We start from the raw sequence: 17451 nt of genomic DNA on the forward strand, positions 1-17451 counted from the left end.
CGCGCGTCGGGGGTCGGGAGTTCGGGGCGTCGTCGTCGTCACCGCTCCAGGGTCGCCCCGTGGGAACGATCCCGTCCAGGAGAAGTATTCGTTTCCTTCGGCGCAGAATGCGCTGACGTGGGCAGATGCGCCCCCCTTCTCGTACGAATCACCTCCTGCTCCGTGAAGAACCCCGGTACTTCACGATCCGCCCGTCGCAGACGGTGACGACGGGACCCTGTTGCGGCACGCGGAAGAACTGCCGATCTTTCGTCGTCGGGGGTGGTCACCCGGGCTTGCGCAGACGGCACCTTGGTCGTGGGACGCCGCACCGGCAGCCCACGACAGCCGGCCCCCCGGGGCCACGCGACGACGCGAGAGGCACGACCATGACCGCTCCCACCACCCAGATCGACGACCTGCAGGGCACCCCCGCCGCCGTCGCGGGTGCGGTCCCCGCCCGCCCGGGCGACCAGACCCGCACCGCCGAGCAGCTCGAGCACGACTGGGCCACCGACCCCCGGTGGTCCGGCATCGAGCGGCGGCACACCGGCGCCGACGTCGTCCGCCTGCGCGGCTCGGTCCGCGAGGACCCGACGCTCGCCCGTCGCGGCGCGCAGCGTCTCTGGGAGCTCCTGCACACCCGCACCCACGTCCCCGCGCTCGGCGCGCTGACGGGCAACCAGGCGGTGCAGCAGGTCCGCGCGGGGCTCGAGGCGATCTACCTGTCGGGCTGGCAGGTCGCGGCCGACGCCAACCTGTCGGGCCAGACGTACCCGGACCAGTCGCTCTACCCGGCCAACTCCGTGCCGGCCGTCGTCCGGCGCATCAACAACGCGCTCATGCGCGCCGACCAGATCGACGTCGCGGAGAACGGGCGGGCGACGCGCGAGTGGCTCGCACCGATCGTCGCGGACGCCGAGGCCGGCTTCGGTGGCCCGCTCAACGCGTACGAGCTCATGCACGCGATGATCCAGGCGGGCGCCGCCGGTGTGCACTGGGAGGACCAGCTCGCGGCGGAGAAGAAGTGCGGCCACCTGGGCGGCAAGGTGCTCGTCCCGACGTCGCAGCACGTCCGCACGCTGTCGGCGGCGCGGCTCGCGGCCGACGTCGCGGGCGCCCCGACGGTCGTCATCGCCCGCACGGACTCCCTGGGCGCGGACCTGCTGACGTCCGACGTCGATGAGCGCGACCAGGAGTTCCTCACGGGCGAGCGCACCGCCGAGGGGTACTTCCGGGTCCGTCCGGGCCTCGACGCGGTCGTCTCCCGCGCCACGGCGTACGCGCCGTACTCCGACCTCATCTGGGTCGAGACGTCGACGCCGGACGTCGCGCTGGCCGTCGAGTTCGCCGAGCGGATCCACGAGGCGTTCCCCGGCAAGCTCCTGGCGTACAACTGCTCGCCGTCGTTCAACTGGCGCGCGCACCTCGACGACGCCCAGATCGCGCGCTTCCAGCGTGAGCTCGCGGGCCACGGGTACGCGTTCCAGTTCATCACCCTCGCCGGGTTCCACGCCCTCAACGAGTCGATGTTCACGCTCGCCAAGGGCTACGCCGAGCGCGGCATGAGCGCGTACGTCGACCTGCAGACGGCCGAGTTCGCCGCCGAGGCCGACGGCTACACCGCCACCCGTCACCAGCGGGAGGTCGGCACGGGCTACTTCGACCAGGTCGCCACCGCGATCAGCCCCGACAGCGCCACCCTCGCGCTGGCCGGCTCCACGGAGACCGCCCAGTTCCAGCACTGACCTGCGGACACCCGGGGCTGGATCGACGCCTCACGCCCGAGGAGGGGAACCCCCTCCCGGCGGGACGTCGATCCAGCCCCGCCGCCCCCTTCCTTCCCGGCGAGACGTCGATCCAGCCCCGCCGGCCCAGCCCTTCAGGAGCACGTCATGACCATCATCGACACCTCGCCCGTGGCGGCGAACCTGACCCCCGCCTTCTCCCACCCCCGCCTGACGATCACCGGCCCGCGCGTCGACGGCATCGACCACGTGCTCACGCCGGAGGCCATGGACTTCCTCACCGACCTGCACCAGCGCTTCTCGGGCCGTCGGCACGAGCTGCTGCTGGCCCGCCAGCGCCGCCGGGACCGCTTCGGCAACGGCGCCGACCCGGACTTCCTGCCGCTGACCGCGCACATCCGCGCGGACCCGACGTGGCGCGTCGCCGGCCCCGGACCGGGCCTGGAGGACCGCCGCGTCGAGATCACCGGCCCCACCGACCGCAAGATGACCGTCAACGCCCTGAACTCCGGCGCCAAGGTGTGGCTCGCCGACCACGAGGACGCCATGAGCCCCACGTGGTCCAACGCGATCTCCGGCCAGGTCAACCTGTACGACGCGATCCGCGGGCAGATCGACTTCACGTCGCCCGAGGGCAAGGAGTACAAGGTCGGTGAGACGACGCCCACGATCGTGTTCCGCCCACGCGGCTGGCACCTCACCGAGAAGCACCTGCGCTTCACGGACCGCGCCGGGCAGTCCTGCGCGGCGTCAGCGTCGCTCGTGGACGCGGGCCTGTACCTGTTCCACAACGCGCAGGCGCTGATCGACGCCGGCCGCGGCCCGTACCTCTACCTGCCCAAGATCGAGGGGCACCTGGAGGCGCGGCTGTGGGACGACGTCTTCCGGTTCACCGAGACCTATCTCAACCTGCGGCACGGCACGATCCGCGCGACGGTCCTCATCGAGACCATCACGGCCGCGTTCGAGATGGAGGAGATCCTCTACGAGCTGCGCGACCACTGCGCGGGCCTCAACGCCGGGCGCTGGGACTACATCTTCAGCGTCATCAAGAACTTCCGCGCCCGCGGTCCCCGGTTCGTCATGCCGGACCGCGGCAAGGTGACCATGACGGTGCCGTTCATGAAGGCGTACACCGAGCTGCTCGTGCAGACGTGCCACAAGCGCGGCGCGCAGGCGATCGGCGGCATGAGCGCGTTCATCCCCAACCGCCGTGAGCCCGAGGTGACCGCGCGGGCGCTGGAGCAGGTGCGCGCGGACAAGGAGCGCGAGGCCGGCCAGGGCTACGACGGGACGTGGGTCGCGCACCCCGACCTGGTGCCGGTGGCGCGCGAGGTGTTCGACGCGGCGTTCGGCGACCGCACCGACCAGCGGCACCGCCTGCGCGAGGACGTCCGCGTGACCGCCGCCGACCTGCTGAACGTGCCGTCCGCGGGCGGCGGCGAGCCGGGTGCCGTCACCGACGCCGGTCTGCGGCAGAACGTGTCCGTGGCCGTCCGGTACCTCGAGGCGTGGCTGCGCGGGTCGGGCGCCGTGGCGATCGACAACCTCATGGAGGACGCGGCGACGGCCGAGATCTCGCGCTCGCAGGTGTGGCAGTGGGTGCACCAGGGCACGGTGACGGCCGAGGGCACCCGCATCGACGCGACGACCGTCGAGAAGGTGCTGGCGGACGTGCTCGGCAGCCTCGAGCGACGCGAGGGCGACCGGTACGACGCCGCGGCGACCCTGTTCCGCGAGGTGTCGCTGTCGGAGGACTTCCCGACGTTCCTCACGATCCCCGCCTACACCCAGCACCTGGTGACGCCGGCCTGACCGGCCCGTCGCCACCTCCGCGCCGGCCCGCCCCACGCCGACCGCGGCACTCCACCGTCGAGCGCGCCACACGCGTGTGGCGCGCTCGACGCGTGTCTGCCGCGCTCGCGGAAATAAAGGGGTTGGCGGGCGTCCGTGCGCGACGTAGCGTCGTTCCCACACTGAAGGGAGGTGGTCCGCGACATGAAGTCTTTCCGGACGCGTGAGGTGGCTGCCCGCTAGCCGCCCGAGACACTCGGACGGACTGTCGATCCGCTCGACTGCTCCGCCGGCGACGGCCGGCAGGGTGGCAGGCGAATACCCGGCAGTCACCGCAGCCCGTGGGAGCCGCGACCTCGTCGTTCGCGGCAGGGTCTCCACCCGGAGTCCCGGCCCACGGGCTGTCCCCTGCCGGGACGACCCCGACACCCCCCACACGCACCCCCGCTCCCCACCCCCACGCCCACCCCCACCGCAATGCTGGTCACAGGTGTGACCACCTTCTGCGCGGGGCACTGCAGATGTGACCACTTCTGCCACGCCCCGCCCGTCCGCACTCGGCGGGGGTGAGAGGGTGGGGGCGTGGCACTCAAGTCCCCTGCGGAGATCGAGCAGATGCGCCCCGCCGGCCGGTTCGTGGCTGACGTCCTCACGTCGTTGCGCGAGCACGCGAAGGTCGGCATGACGACCGACGACCTCGACGCCCACGCGCGCGAGATGATCGCGAAGGCCGGTGCGCGGTCGGTCTACCTCGGGTACCACCCGAGCTTTGGCGCGATGCCGTACCCGGGTGTCCTGTGCACGTCGGTCAACGACCACGCGCTGCACGGCCTGCCGTCGCAACGCGTGCTGGCCGACGGCGACGTCCTGAGCATCGACTTCGCGTGCGAGGTCGAGGGCTGGGTCGCCGACTCCGCTCTGACGTTTCAGCTCGGCACCACGACGCCCGAGGCGCAGCGTCTCATCACGGCGACCGAGCAGGCGCTCGCCGCCGGCATCGCCGCCGCCCAGCCCAACGGCCGCATGGGCGACATCTCGGCCGCGATCGGCAAGGTCGCCCGGCAGACCGGCTTCTCGCTCAACACCGACTTCGGCGGGCACGGCGTCGGCCGGACGATGCACGAGGACCCGCACGTCCCCAACGACGGCCGCGCGGGCACCGGCGTCAAGCTCAAGCCCGGCACGGTGATCGCGATCGAGCCGTGGTTCATGGCCGGCAGCAGCGACTACGTCATCGACGACGACGGCTGGACGATCCGCTCCGCCGACGGTGCGCTCACGGCCCACGCCGAGCACACGGTCGCCATCACCAGGCGCGGCCCGGTGGTCCTGACGTCCCGCGACTGACCGTCGCCTCCACCTCTGTACCCACCCCCCGCCGACCGGAACACCGGTCCTCGAACGGGGTGCCCGACGGTGAGCGGTGTTCCGTTCGGCGAGGGGTGTGGCGGGTCAGCGGAGGTGGGCCGGGACCACGCTCGGGGGTGTGACACCCACCGGTTCGACGAGCACGAGCGGGTCCTCGTCCAGGTCGAGCACGCGCGAGCGCGCCGGCGCTGTGAGCGCCGTCTCGAAGCGGACCGTCGCCTCGCGGCCACGCACGTGCACGACCCACCCGCGCCCGAGGGTCGCGTGCTCGACGTCGAGGCCGGGCCGGGCGTTGGCCTCGTCGAGCGGGCGGCCGGTGACGGGGGCGCCGAGCGGCCGCCCGACCACGGCCTTCTCCGCGCCGACGAGCCGCGCGTCGTCCGCGACGAGGCGCGCGACCGTCGCGTCGACTTCCGGCACGTCGCCCGCCCCGGCCTGTGCGACGGCCGGTGCCGTGCTCGACGACGTGTCGCCGCCGGAGCCGGTCGCGTCGTGGCCGAGCGTCGGTGCGCCCTCGCCGTCCTCGAGCACCCCTGTGCCCTCGCCGTCCTCGAGCACCCCTGTGACCTCGCCGTCCTCGAGCACCCCCGTGACCTCGCCGTCGGCCGTGTCCATGCCCTCCGGGGAGCTCGCCACGTCGTCCACCAGCCGTCCGCTCACGTGGTCGTGCTCGCCGACGACGGCGCGCCGCGGCGCGTCGAACAGGTGCGCGTCGAGGTCGAGCGCGAGCTGCGCGTGCGACGACAGGGAGTGGAACGCGACACCGAGCAGCCGCACGGGCTCCACGACCCCCGCGGCGAGCACGGCCCGCCGCGCGGCGTCGCGCAGCTCGGACCCCGACGCGGTCGGGTGCGGGAACGTCACCGACCGGGTGACGGTGGAGAAGTCGGCGTAGCGGACCTTCGCGACGACGGTCCGCGCGGCGCCGCCGTGACGCTCGAGCCGCTGCAAGGCCTCGTCGACGACGTCGTCGACGGCGGACAGCACGACGTCCCGCCCGCGCAGGTCGACCGCGAAGGTGCGCTCGGCGCCGGCGGACTTGCGCTCGCTCGTCGTGACGACGGGCCGGTCGTCGAGCCCGCGGGACATGAGGTACAGCCCGGTGCCGTGCGCCTCGCCGAGGGTCATCGTCAGGGTGTCGAGGGGCTGTCGGCGCAGGTCGGCGACGGTGCGGACGCCGAGGCGCTCGAGCGCGCCCTGCGTGGCGGGGCCGACGCCGGGGACCTTTCGCACGTCGAGCGGGAGCAGCACGTCGTCCTCGTCCTCGGGCCGCACGACGACCACGCCGCCGGGCTTGCGCAGGTCGGAGGCGATCTTGGCGACGAGCTTGGACCGCCCCACGCCGACGGACACGGTCAGCCCGGTGAGCTCGGTGACGCGTGCCTGGACCTGCGCGGCGGCCTCCTCGGGCTCGGGGGTGCCGCCGGGGGCGAGCGTGAGGTCGGCGAATGCCTCGTCGATCGACAGCGGCTCGACCGCGGGTGTCAGGTCGCGCAGGACGCCCATGATGACCTGCGAGTACGCGGCGTACGCGGCGAAGCGGGGGAACAGCACCGCCGCGGCGGGGCTGAGCCGTCGTGCGCGGGACATCGGCATCGCGGAGCGCGCGCCGTCGCGTCGGGCCTCGTAGGACGCGGTCGACACGACGCCCCGCCCGCCGGTGCCCCCGACGAGCACGGGCCTGCCCCGCAGCGACGGCTTGTCGCGCTGCTCGACGGCCGCGAAGAACGCGTCGGCGTCGAGGTGCAGCACCGTCGCGGCGTCGCGCACGCGCACCGCGTCGACGAGTCGCTGCGCCCGGTCACCTCCCCGCTCCACCCCCCTATCCTCCGTCGCACCGGCGACACCCGCCGACGCGCCCGCGGTCCGGCAGCCGGAAGGGGCCGCCTGCGAGACCGGGCTCACGTCGCTGCGGGGCGGTCATGGGCGCTCTCAGCCCGGTCTCGTGGCGCACGCGTCTCGCGAGGTGGACGGGAGGCGTCAGCAGGCGGCGTGCACCGAGCCCGGGGCGGAGCGAGGGGAGACGTCACGGTCGCGGAGGACCACCGTCAGGCCCGGCAGCCGCGTCACGGCGTCGGACTGCTCGGCGCACGCGGCGTCGAACGAGGCGCGGTCGTACTCCACGTCGAGCACCACGGGGTAGACCGACGTGTAGACGTCGCACTCCTCCCACTCGCGGCACTCCTCGGCGACGACGAGGTCGGCGCCCAGTGCGCGCACCTCGGTGGTGAGCTCGGCGGTGTTCTTCTGCGCGAAGGCCAGGCCCGCGGCGTGCGCGCGCTCGACGAGCAGCGCGACGTACGCGAGGGTGTCCGCCGGAGCGATCAGGCCCAACGAGCGGGTGTAGGAGTCGAGGTTGTCGACCTCGACGGCGTCGAACCCGGCGGCCGCGCAGCCGTCGACGACCTTGCCGACGCGTTCGAGGACGCGGGCGCGCAGGTCGGCGCGCGTGAGGTCGTAGAGGACCTCGTCGGGCCAGCCGTCGTCGCGCACAGGCTCGCCGGCGTGGTGCAGGACGAGCTCGGGTTCGGTGCGCAGCAGGCGGTCGGTCTCGGACGGCTGGGTCTGGAAGCCGTTGACGTAGCAGACGTCGTACCGGCCGGTCGGGGCCGCCGTCGAGTCGCGCACGACGACGACGGTGTCGTCGGCGGGCGCGTCGGGCCCGCCGATCTGGTACTCGAACCGCGCGCCGGGCTCGGGCAGCGTCACGGCGCGCGCGGTGGGGGTGTCGACGGGTGCGGGCGTCGGGCCGGCCGTGGGGCTGGGTGGGGGCGTCGTCACCGTCGTCACGGGGGCGGGGGTGTCGGTGGCCGTGGAGGCCGGGGCCGGCGTGGCGGGCGCGGCGGACGACGTGGTCGCAGGCACCGTCGCGGCAGGCCCGACGGCGCCCGGGTCCGGCCCGGGGACGGTCGCGTCGGTGCGGCAGCCGGCGAGCACGACGGCGCAAGCGAGGAGGACCCCCCGGCTCGGACGCGTCGTGGTCGGCACGCGGCCACCGTAACCTGGCAAACCGGACGCGTGCCCGAGGTCCACACGGACGGGTGACCAGGCGGAGGGTGCCGGTGACGTGTGTCACGGAACGGTAACGGATGCGCGGTGACCTGGGAGGATGGCCCCGTGCCCCGTCTCTACCGCGTCATGACCGTCTGCACCGGCAACATCTGCCGCTCTCCCATGGCCGAGATCGTGCTGCGCGAGCGGCTCGCGGACGCGGGCCTCGGCGATGCGGTCGAGGTCGACTCCACGGGCATCAGCGACGAGGAGCACGGCAACCCCGTCGACTGGCGGGCACGGTCCGTGCTGCGACGCCACGGCTACCCGACGGGCGAGGGGCACCGCGCCCGCCAGGTGCGTCCCACCGAGCTGCGTGAGCGCGACCTGCTGCTGCCCATGACCGCCGTGCACGCCCGCGCGCTGCGCCGGCTCGCGGACGGCGACTCGATGGTCACCGGGCGGATCCGCATGTTCCGCAGCTTCGACCCCGCGGCACCCGCGGAGCCCGGTCAGCCCGAGCACGTCCTCGACGTGGACGACCCCTGGTACGGCCCCGAGGACGGCTTCGAGGTGACGCTCGCGGAGGTCGAGGCGGCCGCCGACGGGATCGTCGCGTACGTCCGCGCGGCGCTGGACCGGGCGGGCGCGCCCGCCGAATGACGTCGGCCCGCACCTGACGTCGGCCCCCACCTGACGTCGACCCGTCGGACACCCGGCGCACCCGACGCGCTCCCGACGCGGACCCGCGCGCGGGGCGCGCCTCCGGCCCGTCGTGTGGCAGCGTGCTCGCCGTGCCCGACATCCGTCACGTCCTGTTCCCCGGCCGCCACCACCTCGTCACCGCGTTCCAGGCCGCGTACCTGGCGGACCTTCTCGCCGGCCGCGTGCGGGACGCCGCGGGCGAGCCGGTGACGTGCGCGCCCGACGCGCGCGTCGTGTGGGCGGTGACGTCCGCGACGCACAGCGGCACGCGTCGCAACCCCGTCCCCGCGCACCGCCGCGAGGCGATGATCGAGGCCGTGACTGCCCGGGCGGGCCTGCCGTCCCTCGTCGTGCCCGTGGCCGACGTGCCGCCGAGCCCGCGGTTCGCGCACACCGTGCTCGCCACCGCCGAGCTGGTGCTCGGCGCACCGCTGACCCCGGCCGACACGGTCGTCGCCTGCTCCACCCCGTCGGTCGCCGCCCTCTACACGGCCGAGGGCTTCCGCGTCGCGCCCGTCGAGGACGGCGCCCCGGGTGACCCGCCGCGGCCGTGGGACGTCCTCGAGCGCATGGTCGCGGGCGACCAGACGTGGCGCACGCTCGCGCACCCCGACGCCGTCGCGTACTACGAGCGGTACCGGCTCGATGCGCACGTCCGGCTCGTCCACACCGACCCGACCGTGCAGGACGACGGCGACCTCACCGAGACCCGCGACTACGCCACGTACACCGCGGCGTTCGACGACGCGTCGGACCGCAAGTGGGCGCAGGTCGCGCCGCACGTCGTGCCCGGGCGCGTCGTCGACCTGGGCTGCGCGGCCGGTGGTCTGCTGGAGCGCGCCGCGCGCGACCCTCGCCTGGCGGAGTCCGACCTGTACGGCGTCGACGTGTCCCGGCACCTCGTCGCGGAGGCCGAGCACCGCCGCGCGCAGGGCGTGTTCGCCAACCCGAACGTGTTCTTCGCGCAGCGCAACCTGCTGCTGGGGCCGGTGTTCCCGGACCGGTCGGTCGACACGACGACGACCATCGCGCTGACCCACGAGATCGCGAGCTACGGCAACGGGCGTGCCGACCTCGAGCTGCTGGCCCGGCGGGTCTTCGCGCACACCCGCCCCGGGGGCGTGTGGATCAACTCTGACGTGCTCGGTCCGGGCGACCCGGACCGCGTCGTCGACCTCGTGCTCGAGGGCGACGGGGACGTCCCGCCGCGGGACCTGAGCGGCCTGGCGCGCGACGAGGCCGCCGCGTACGTCGCCGGTCTGGCACCCGCCGCGCGGTTCGTGCAGTTCGCGCAGGACTTCCCGGCGCTGTCCGGCGCCGACGTGGACGTCGAGTGGGTCGCCGCCGAACCGGGCGTCAGCGTCGCGCGCACCTCCCTGCGCACCGCGATGGAGTACCTGTACACGCGCGACTACACGGACTCGTGGCTCTCGGAGTGCCACGAGCGGTTCTGCGACATGACCGGCGACGACTGGCGCGACCTGCTCGAGGGCGTCGGGTTCGAGCTCGACCCCGGCAGCGGGCCGTGGCGCAACGAGTGGCTCGTCGAGAACCGGCTGCGCGTGGGCGCTGCGCTGCACGACCCGGCGACGGGCGAGCGGGTGCCGTGGCCGGACACGCACGTCCTCACGGTCGCGCGTCGCCCGCTGGCGTGACCTCGCACGGAGCGTGAAGCGTTGTTGCCGGAGTCCGGCAGCAACGCTCCACGCTCTCGCCGCGCCGGGTCCGCGAGGCCGGGAGCGATCGACGCGGCCGCGTCCGGGCCGCTCGGCGAGACGGTGCTCGACGAGGCGCGGGAACGACTCGGGCTGCCGCCGGCGGGTGCGCGGCAGCGGTGGTGGTGACGGCGCCGACGTCCTGAGCGTCGTCGTGCGTCCGCGCGGCAGACTGGCCCCATGAAGGTCGCCGCCCGCGCGCACGTCCCGCCGTTCGCCGTCATGGAGATCCTGGCCGCCGCCAACGCGCGCCGCGCCGCCGGGGAGCACGTGCTCAACCTGTGCGCGGGGGAGCCGTCGACGGGCGCGTCGGACGTGGTGCGGCAGCGCGCGGTCGAGCTGCTGACGTCCGGCGACCTCGGGTACACCGAGTCGCTCGGCGCCCCGGGGCTGCGCGCGGCCATCGCGGCGCACTACGGCGACACGTACGGCGTCGACGTCGACCCGGCGCGGGTCGCGGTGACGACCGGCTCGTCGGGCGGGTTCATGCTCGCGTTCCTCGCGGCGTTCGACGTGGGCGACCGGGTCGCCCTGGCCCGTCCCGGCTACCCCGCGTACGCGAACATCCTCACGGCGCTGGGGTGCGAGGTCGTCGACCTGGCCTGCGGGCCCGAGCAGCGCTACCAGCCGACGGTCGCGCAGCTCGAGGCCCTGGACGAGCCGGTCGAGGGGCTCGTCGTCGCGTCCCCCGCCAACCCGACGGGCACGATGATCGAGCCCGCCGAGCTCGCGGCCCTCGCCGCGTGGTGCGGCGAGCACGGGGTGCGGCTGGTCAGCGACGAGATCTACCACGGCATCACGTACGCCGACGCGGGCGGGACGGCACCGGAGACGGCCACGGCGGCCCGGTACCTCGCCACGGGCGCCGTCGTCGTGAACTCGTTCTCCAAGTACTGGGCCATGACCGGCTGGCGGCTGGGCTGGCTCGTCCTGCCCGACGACCTGGTCGGGCCCGTCGACGCGCTCGCGGGCAACGTCGCGCTGTGCCCGCCGGCGCTCGCGCAGCACGCGGGCGTCGCGGCGTTCAGCCCCGACGGCATGGCGGCGGCCCGCGCCAACGTCGAGCGGTACGCCGACTCGCGTCGCCTGCTCCTCGACCGCCTGCCCGACCTCGGCTGGGACCCCGTCGCGCCCGCCGACGGCGCGTTCTACCTGTACGGCGACGTGTCCGCGACGGGCCTGGACGCCGTGACGTACTGCGCGCGGCTGCTCGACGAGGCGGGTGTCGCGATCACGCCGGGCACCGACTTCGACCCCGTCGGCGGCGGGTCGTGGGTGCGGCTGTCGTTCGCGTCGTCGGCAGCCGTGGTCGCGGAGGCGGCGGAGCGGATCGTGGCGTGGCAGCGGGGTCTGTGACGCGCGGACCGGACGCTCAGCGCCGCCGTGGTCCGTCGCTGCCCGCCGCGTACTCCTCCAGCGGCACCGCGCCGTCCGCCCACGCGGCGAGGACCGGCTCGACGATCCGCCACCCCTCCTCGGCCTCCGCCGCGCGTGCCGACAGCCGCGTGTCCCCGTCGATCACGGCGAGCAGCAGCTGCCCGTAGGGCGTCGGGTCCTGCCGGGCCAGCTCGGTGTCGAGCGTGACGGTCTCGAGCCGGAACGGGTCGTCGATGCCGTTGACGTTGAGGTCGAGCGACATGCGGTCGGGGTCGAGCTGCAGGCGCAGCTCGTTGCGCACGGGCGCCGGGCCGTCGAACACCCGCAGCGGCACGTCGCGGAACCGTACGACGATCTCGCGCCGGTCCGCCGCCAGGGCCTTGCCGGTGCGCAGCCGGAACGGCACGCCCGACCACCGCCACGTGTCGACGTGCAAGGTGACCTCGGCGTACGTCTCCGTCGCGCGTGCGGGGTCGACGCCGGGTGCGTCGGCGTACGCGTCGACGTGCCGCCCGGCGACCTCGCCGGCGGTGTACCGCCCGCGGCGCGTCCAGCGGGCCACGCCCTCGCGGTCCAGCGGCCGCACGGCCCGCAGGACGTCGGCCTTGCGCGCTGCCAGGTCGGCGGGCGCGACCGTCGTGGGCGGCTCCATCGCGACGTACGTGAGGAGCTGCAGGAGGTGGTTCTGCACCATGTCGCGCAGGGCGCCGGAGCGGTCGTAGTACGACGCGCGGCCCTGCGCGTCGACCGTCTCGTCGAAGACGATGTCGACCGACGCCACGTGCGTGCTGCTCCACAGCGGCTCGAGGATGCGGTTGGCGAACCGCAGGCCCAGCAGGTTGAGCACCGTCTGCTTGGCGAGGAAGTGGTCGACGCGGAAGATCTGCTCCTCGGGCAGCAGGTCGCCCAGGGCGGCGTTGAGCTCGGCCGCCCCCGCGAGGTCCTCGCCGAAGGGCTTCTCGACGACGACCCGCAGCCCGTCGGGGAGGTCGACGTCGCGCAGCGCGCGCACCACCGGCAGGAAGAGCACGTGCGGCAGCGCGAGGTAGAGCACGAGCGGGTCGGCGTCCCCCACCTCGCACGCGCCGAGCGCGCGCTGCAGTGTCGCGGGCTCGGTGACGTCGCCCCGCACCCAGGTCACGCGGTCGACGAGGGCCGTGACCTCGGCGGCAGGTTCTCCGCCCGCGTGGCGTGCGACCTTCTCGTGGACGAGCCGCCGGAACCCGTCGTCGTCGAGGTCGTCGTTCGCGACGCCGACCACGCGCAGCCCGCCGTCCACCAGGGCCTCGATGCGTGCCAGGCCGGGCAGGACGTACCGCGCGCTCAGGTCGCCGGTGGCGCCGAGGACGACGAGGCCGGCGCTCACGCGAGCCGTCCGGTGCGGTGCGGCGTGGACGAGGGGCGGCGGGAGGGTGAGCTCATCGGTCCATCGTCACGACCCCGGGCGCCGCGCGCGCGGCGAGCGCGCCGGCACGGTCGGCGTCAGGCGGCGTCGCGTGGCGTCGGGGTCGTCATGACGCCGATCCGCGCGGGATCGATGACCCGCGCGAGGCACCGCACCACCCGCTCGACGTCGGCCGCGTCCGCGTCGACGTCCAGCACGAGGCTGCCGCCGGACGACGGCATGTCGGCCGACATGTACGACTCGGCGACCGCCGGGTCCCGCACGCACTCCGGCACACGTCCCAGGTCGCCGGCGACGCCGACGGTCCACGGTCCCTGCGCCGGGATGTCGATGCTCACGCCGCCGCCGCCCAGAGCGGCGATCGCTCCGAGCAGGGTGCTGCCGACGAGTCCCGCGACCACGACGACGGCGACGACGCGGGCGCGGCGGGTGCGTGCACGCACGGGGTCCTCCAGTCGCTCGGGGCCCCGTCAGCCTACGGCCGTCGGCCGCCCGCACCCGCCGGTCGCCGCCGCAGCAGCGGTTCGAGCGCACGCGTCTCGGCCTCGTCGGCGACTCGGAACGGCGGGTCCGTCGGGGCGGTGACGGCGCGCCGACCCTGCCCGCGCGTGGCGTGCAGGGACGCAGCGACGCTGACGGCGAGGATCGTCACGACCACGGCCAGCGACAACGTCGTCGGGATGTACAGCACGTCGATCTTCAGCAGCATCTTGATCCCCACCCACACCAGGACGAGCGCGAGGCCCGTCTTGAGGTACACGAACCGGTGCATGAGGTCCGCCAGCAGGAAGTACATGGCGCGCAGCCCGAGGATCGCGAAGGCGTTGGCCGTGAACACGAGGAACACGTCGTCGGTGACGGCGAAGATCGCGGGGATCGAGTCGACGGCGAACACGACGTCGGTGACCTCGACGAGCACGAGCACGGCGAGCAACGGGGTCGCGAGCAGGGCGCCGTCGCGCCGCACGAGCAGCCGCTGCCCGTGGAACGCGTCGGTCATGGGCACGTGCCGGCGGAACAGCAGCCACGCCCGCGACCGGGTGGGGTCGAGGTGCTCGTCGCGCTGCCGCAGCATGCGGTAGCCCGTCCACAGCAGGAACGCGGCGAACAGGTACAGGACCCAGCCGAAGCTCTCGATGAGGGCCGCGCCGCCGGCGATGAACGCCCCGCGGAACACGAGCGCGCCGAGCACCCCGAGGAACAGGACGCGGTGCTGCAGCTCCCGGGGCACGGCGAAGTACGTGAAGATGATCGCCCAGACGAAGACGTTGTCCACCGCGAGCGACTTCTCGATGAGGTAGCCGGCGAAGTACTGCTGGCCGGCGGTGCTGCCGTACACCTGCCACACGAGGGCGCCGAACCCGACGCCCAGGGCCACCCACACGCCCGACCACACCGCCGCCTCGCGCACGTCGATGACGTGGGCGCGCCGGTGCGCGACCAGGTCGATCGTCAGCATCACGAGGATCGCGGCCAGCACCGCCAGCCACACCCACACGGGAACGTCCACGGACACACCTCCGGTCGTCGACCGGAGGTCTCTCCCGGCCCGCACGGGGCCCGCTGCACCGGGCCGCCGTCGGGGCGGCCGTCGTGACGACGCAGCGTCTGGGGGGTACTCCCCTCCTGGATCGCCAAGTGAAACGGGTGGCGAGGGCACGCGCAAGCGCTGCGGGGGCGGGTCCTCCACTGCCCTGCCGCGCCAGGCGGCCGTGAGTGCTGGTCCGGGCCTGGGTGTTCGGTAGGGGTCTCACTTTCCTGTTCGCGAGCGACGCGGCTTCGCTCCGCACCGCCGTCGTCGCGCGGTCGGTCGGGCTCGGCTGTCCGATCGCTCCTGGTGGAGGGTGCGTGCCGCCGATATCGTGTGACAACGAGAATATCCAGGGTCATGTGGTCCTGGAACCCGAACTCGTGGGTGCTAGGTTTTCCGAGACGGCAAAGCCTGCCGCTGAAGTTCGACAACATGAGAGAGCGGGGTTCCTTGCGTAGCGCACGGCTCAGTCTGGAGGTTGCCTGTGGTGCATTCTGCTTGCTCTCCCTTGCATCCGTCATCGCTTCGCTGAACCACCTCAACACCGCTCGAAACTTCGCGGACGCTGGGTATGTGCCGGAGGCGATGGACAGCATGTCTGTCGCCTGGCTGTGGATCATCGTGACAGGTGCCCTGGTGATGGCTGCTCTGGCAGCGCTGGTGTTCTCGAGGCGTTGGAGGACCCCCGCGGGCGAGGAGATGTCATGAAGAATCACGGTGCCGGGATCATCGCAAGTGCTGCAGCGGTGGTCGCCATCAGCGTTCTCGCGATACCGGCGGCGGCGAATCCGAGCCTCCCGGGTGGATCCGACGCGCCGCAGGCCTCGGTCACCGAGGCTGACGGCAGCGTCCTCGTCACGGGCGGAAGGACCCAGTCGAAGGATCCGACTGCCTGGAACTACGTGGAGCCGACGAGGTCGTTCGGCACTGCCGGAAGTGTCCCCATGGACGCATCTGGAGTCGGCTACACGTCGCCGTTCCAGTACGAGTTCCACGGTCTCATGCTCGGCATCCCGACCGGCATCATCGGCCACCAGGTGTATGGGTCTGGATTGACCGTCACTTCCGAATCGGCCAACTGGGGTCCCACTCTCACAGGGACTCCGGCACAGATCTGTAACTATCAGTGGCAGTTTCAGAACCGCTACGGGTCTCGTCACTACAGCACACTGATTCAGCCGCTGCAGGAGGGCTGCTGGACGACGCTGGGCTTCAAGGGAAACTTCGACGCTAGGTACACCGCCAGCCACAAGCGGACCATGAAGACCGGTCTGCTCTGCGCCAGGTTGTATGTCAACGGGACGTTCCGCGGCGAGCAGTGCCACAACGTGTACCCCTGATCGACGATCGGTGGCGCCGAGGTGGTGGAGCACGACGTGCCACCGTCTTGGCGCCACCGAGACCTGGAGATTCCACGGATTGACGGATCCGGTCGTCGATCCGGCCCATTCTCTGGCACGAGCAGGGGGGCATCTGTCGCGCCGACCGGGCGCTCGCAGGGCGCCGGTCGTCGGTCGCTCCTAGAGTCGCTGGGGTGACGGGTGTCGGCGCCGTGCGGATCGGCATCTCCGGGTGGCGGTACGCGCCCTGGCGGGGTGTGTTCTACCCGCCGGGCCTGCCGCAGCGCCGCGAGCTCGAGCACGCGGCGCAGCTGCTCGGGTCGATCGAGATCAACGGCTCGTTCTACTCGCTGCAGCGCCCCGACAGCTACCGCGCGTGGCGGGACGCGACGCCCGAGGGCTTCGTGTTCGCGGTCAAGCGACCGCGCTTCGTCACGCACATGAAGAAGCTCGCGGGCGTCGAGACGCCGCTGGCGAACTTCTTCGCGTCCGGCGTGCTGGCGCTCGAGGACCGCACCGGGCCCGTCCTGTGGCAGCTTCCGCCGAACCTCGGGTTCGACCCCGAGCGTCTCGCACGCTTCTTCGACCTGCTGCCACGTTCGACGGGCGCCGCCGCGGAGCTCGCCGGCCGGCACGACGACAAGGTCCCGGAGGGTCGCGCCCTGACGAGCGTCGAGGTCGACCGCCCGCTGCGGCACGTCCTGGAGGTCCGGCACGCGTCGTTCGTCGACCCGGCCTTCCCGGAGCTGCTGCGCGCGCACGACGTCGGCCTCGTCGTCGCCGACACCGCCGGTCGCTGGCCGCACCTCGAGGACCTCACCAGCGACGTCGTCTACGTCCGCCTGCACGGGGACAGCGAGCTGTACGTCTCGGGGTACGACGACGACGCGCTCGACGCGTGGGCCGCCAAGGTGCGTGCGTGGTCGACCGGCGCGCCGCCACCGGACGGCCCTCGCGTGGCCGCTCCGGCCGACGACCACCCGCGCGACGTGCACGTCTACTTCGACAACGACGTGAAGGTCCGCGCCCCGTTCGACGCCATGGCGCTCGCGGCGCGGGTGAACGCAGGCGTCCCGTTGACGTAGGTTCGTCCTGCCGCGACTGACAGGAGTGCGCCATGCAGTGTCCCGTGGACCAGAACCAGCTCGTCATGACCGAGCGTCAGGGCGTCGAGATCGACTACTGCCCGTCGTGCCGGGGTATCTGGCTCGACCGCGGCGAGCTCGACAAGATCATCGACCGCGCGGGCGCGACGGTCGCGGGCGAGCGGCCCGCGCCGGCGGCGCCCGGGGTCCCGGCCTACGGGACGCCCGACCCGCGGGGCTACGAGGTCCGCGACGACCGCCCGCGGTACGTCGAGCGCGACGACCGTGGGTACGAGCGCGGGTACGACGATCGCCGCCGCGACGACCACCGCGGGTACGAGCGGGGGTACGACGGCCGCAAGCGCAAGAAGCGCGAGTCCTGGCTGGAGGACCTCTTCGACTTCTGACCTGCG

14 protein-coding genes are annotated in these 17451 nt (G+C 73.3%); 9 read left to right on the forward strand and 5 right to left on the reverse strand.

The genetic code is table 11. The annotated features are described in order from the left end of the window. Positions 1–368: 368 nt before the first annotated feature. From aceA to map, 3 genes are all read left to right on the forward strand, one after another. Positions 369–1727: an isocitrate lyase gene (aceA, locus tag CFLA_RS00380; RefSeq protein ID WP_013115327.1), complete on the forward strand. Its 1359-nt coding sequence runs from the start codon at positions 369–371 to the stop codon at positions 1725–1727. Between the two features lie 147 nt (positions 1728–1874). Then, a complete protein-coding gene (gene aceB, locus CFLA_RS00385; protein WP_013115328.1) occupies positions 1875–3542 on the forward strand; it encodes a malate synthase A in 1668 nt (555 codons plus the stop codon). A gap of 561 nt (positions 3543–4103) precedes the next feature. Beyond that, a complete protein-coding gene (gene map, locus CFLA_RS00390) occupies positions 4104–4868 on the forward strand; it encodes a type I methionyl aminopeptidase (RefSeq protein WP_013115329.1) in 765 nt (254 codons plus the stop codon). A 105-nt stretch (positions 4869–4973) separates the two neighbouring features. Here the strand turns inward: map and CFLA_RS18775 are convergent, their stop codons facing one another. Further along, on the reverse strand, positions 4974–6707 hold the full coding sequence (locus CFLA_RS18775) for a DNA polymerase IV (protein ID WP_013115330.1): 1734 nt from the start codon (positions 6705–6707) through the stop codon (positions 4974–4976). 162 nt (positions 6708–6869) lie between these two features. Beyond that, a complete protein-coding gene (locus CFLA_RS00400) occupies positions 6870–7877 on the reverse strand; it encodes an endo alpha-1,4 polygalactosaminidase (RefSeq protein ID WP_013115331.1) in 1008 nt (335 codons plus the stop codon). A gap of 129 nt (positions 7878–8006) precedes the next feature. On the opposite strand from CFLA_RS00400, the gene CFLA_RS00410 reads away from it, so the two are divergent. From CFLA_RS00410 to CFLA_RS00420, 3 genes are all read left to right on the forward strand, one after another. Then, positions 8007–8543, forward strand: a complete 537-nt coding sequence (locus CFLA_RS00410; protein ID WP_013115332.1) for a low molecular weight protein-tyrosine-phosphatase — start codon at positions 8007–8009, stop codon at positions 8541–8543. A 131-nt stretch (positions 8544–8674) separates the two neighbouring features. Continuing rightward, positions 8675–10240: a class I SAM-dependent methyltransferase gene (locus CFLA_RS00415; RefSeq protein ID WP_043599387.1), complete on the forward strand. Its 1566-nt coding sequence runs from the start codon at positions 8675–8677 to the stop codon at positions 10238–10240. Positions 10241–10480: 240 nt separating this feature from the next. Further along, on the forward strand, positions 10481–11656 hold the full coding sequence (locus tag CFLA_RS00420; protein WP_013115334.1) for an aminotransferase class I/II-fold pyridoxal phosphate-dependent enzyme: 1176 nt from the start codon (positions 10481–10483) through the stop codon (positions 11654–11656). Positions 11657–11672: 16 nt separating this feature from the next. Here CFLA_RS00420 and CFLA_RS00425 read toward each other — a convergent pair whose 3' ends face one another. The 3 genes from CFLA_RS00425 to CFLA_RS00435 all read right to left on the reverse strand — a co-directional run bounded on the left by CFLA_RS00425 (position 11673) and on the right by CFLA_RS00435 (position 14592). Next, the gene (locus CFLA_RS00425; RefSeq protein WP_013115335.1) at positions 11673–13043 is read right to left on the reverse strand and encodes a glucose-6-phosphate dehydrogenase; all 1371 of its coding nucleotides are present in this window, start codon (positions 13041–13043) and stop codon (positions 11673–11675) included. 116 nt (positions 13044–13159) lie between these two features. Continuing rightward, the gene (locus CFLA_RS00430) at positions 13160–13525 is read right to left on the reverse strand and encodes a hypothetical protein (protein ID WP_013115336.1); all 366 of its coding nucleotides are present in this window, start codon (positions 13523–13525) and stop codon (positions 13160–13162) included. A gap of 32 nt (positions 13526–13557) precedes the next feature. Continuing rightward, positions 13558–14592: a TerC family protein gene (locus CFLA_RS00435; protein WP_013115337.1), complete on the reverse strand. Its 1035-nt coding sequence runs from the start codon at positions 14590–14592 to the stop codon at positions 13558–13560. Between the two features lie 725 nt (positions 14593–15317). On the opposite strand from CFLA_RS00435, the gene CFLA_RS00440 reads away from it, so the two are divergent. The 3 genes from CFLA_RS00440 to CFLA_RS00450 all read left to right on the forward strand — a co-directional run bounded on the left by CFLA_RS00440 (position 15318) and on the right by CFLA_RS00450 (position 17445). Further along, positions 15318–15953: a hypothetical protein gene (locus CFLA_RS00440; RefSeq protein WP_013115339.1), complete on the forward strand. Its 636-nt coding sequence runs from the start codon at positions 15318–15320 to the stop codon at positions 15951–15953. 194 nt (positions 15954–16147) lie between these two features. Continuing rightward, on the forward strand, positions 16148–17038 hold the full coding sequence (locus CFLA_RS00445) for a DUF72 domain-containing protein (protein ID WP_013115340.1): 891 nt from the start codon (positions 16148–16150) through the stop codon (positions 17036–17038). A 32-nt stretch (positions 17039–17070) separates the two neighbouring features. After that, positions 17071–17445 (forward strand): TFIIB-type zinc ribbon-containing protein, encoded by a 375-nt coding sequence (locus CFLA_RS00450; RefSeq protein WP_013115341.1) that lies wholly within the window; start codon positions 17071–17073, stop codon positions 17443–17445. Positions 17446–17451: the final 6 nt, after the last annotated feature.

Source organism: Cellulomonas flavigena DSM 20109 (assembly GCF_000092865.1).
GTDB classification, from domain to species: Bacteria; Actinomycetota; Actinomycetes; order Actinomycetales; family Cellulomonadaceae; genus Cellulomonas; species Cellulomonas flavigena.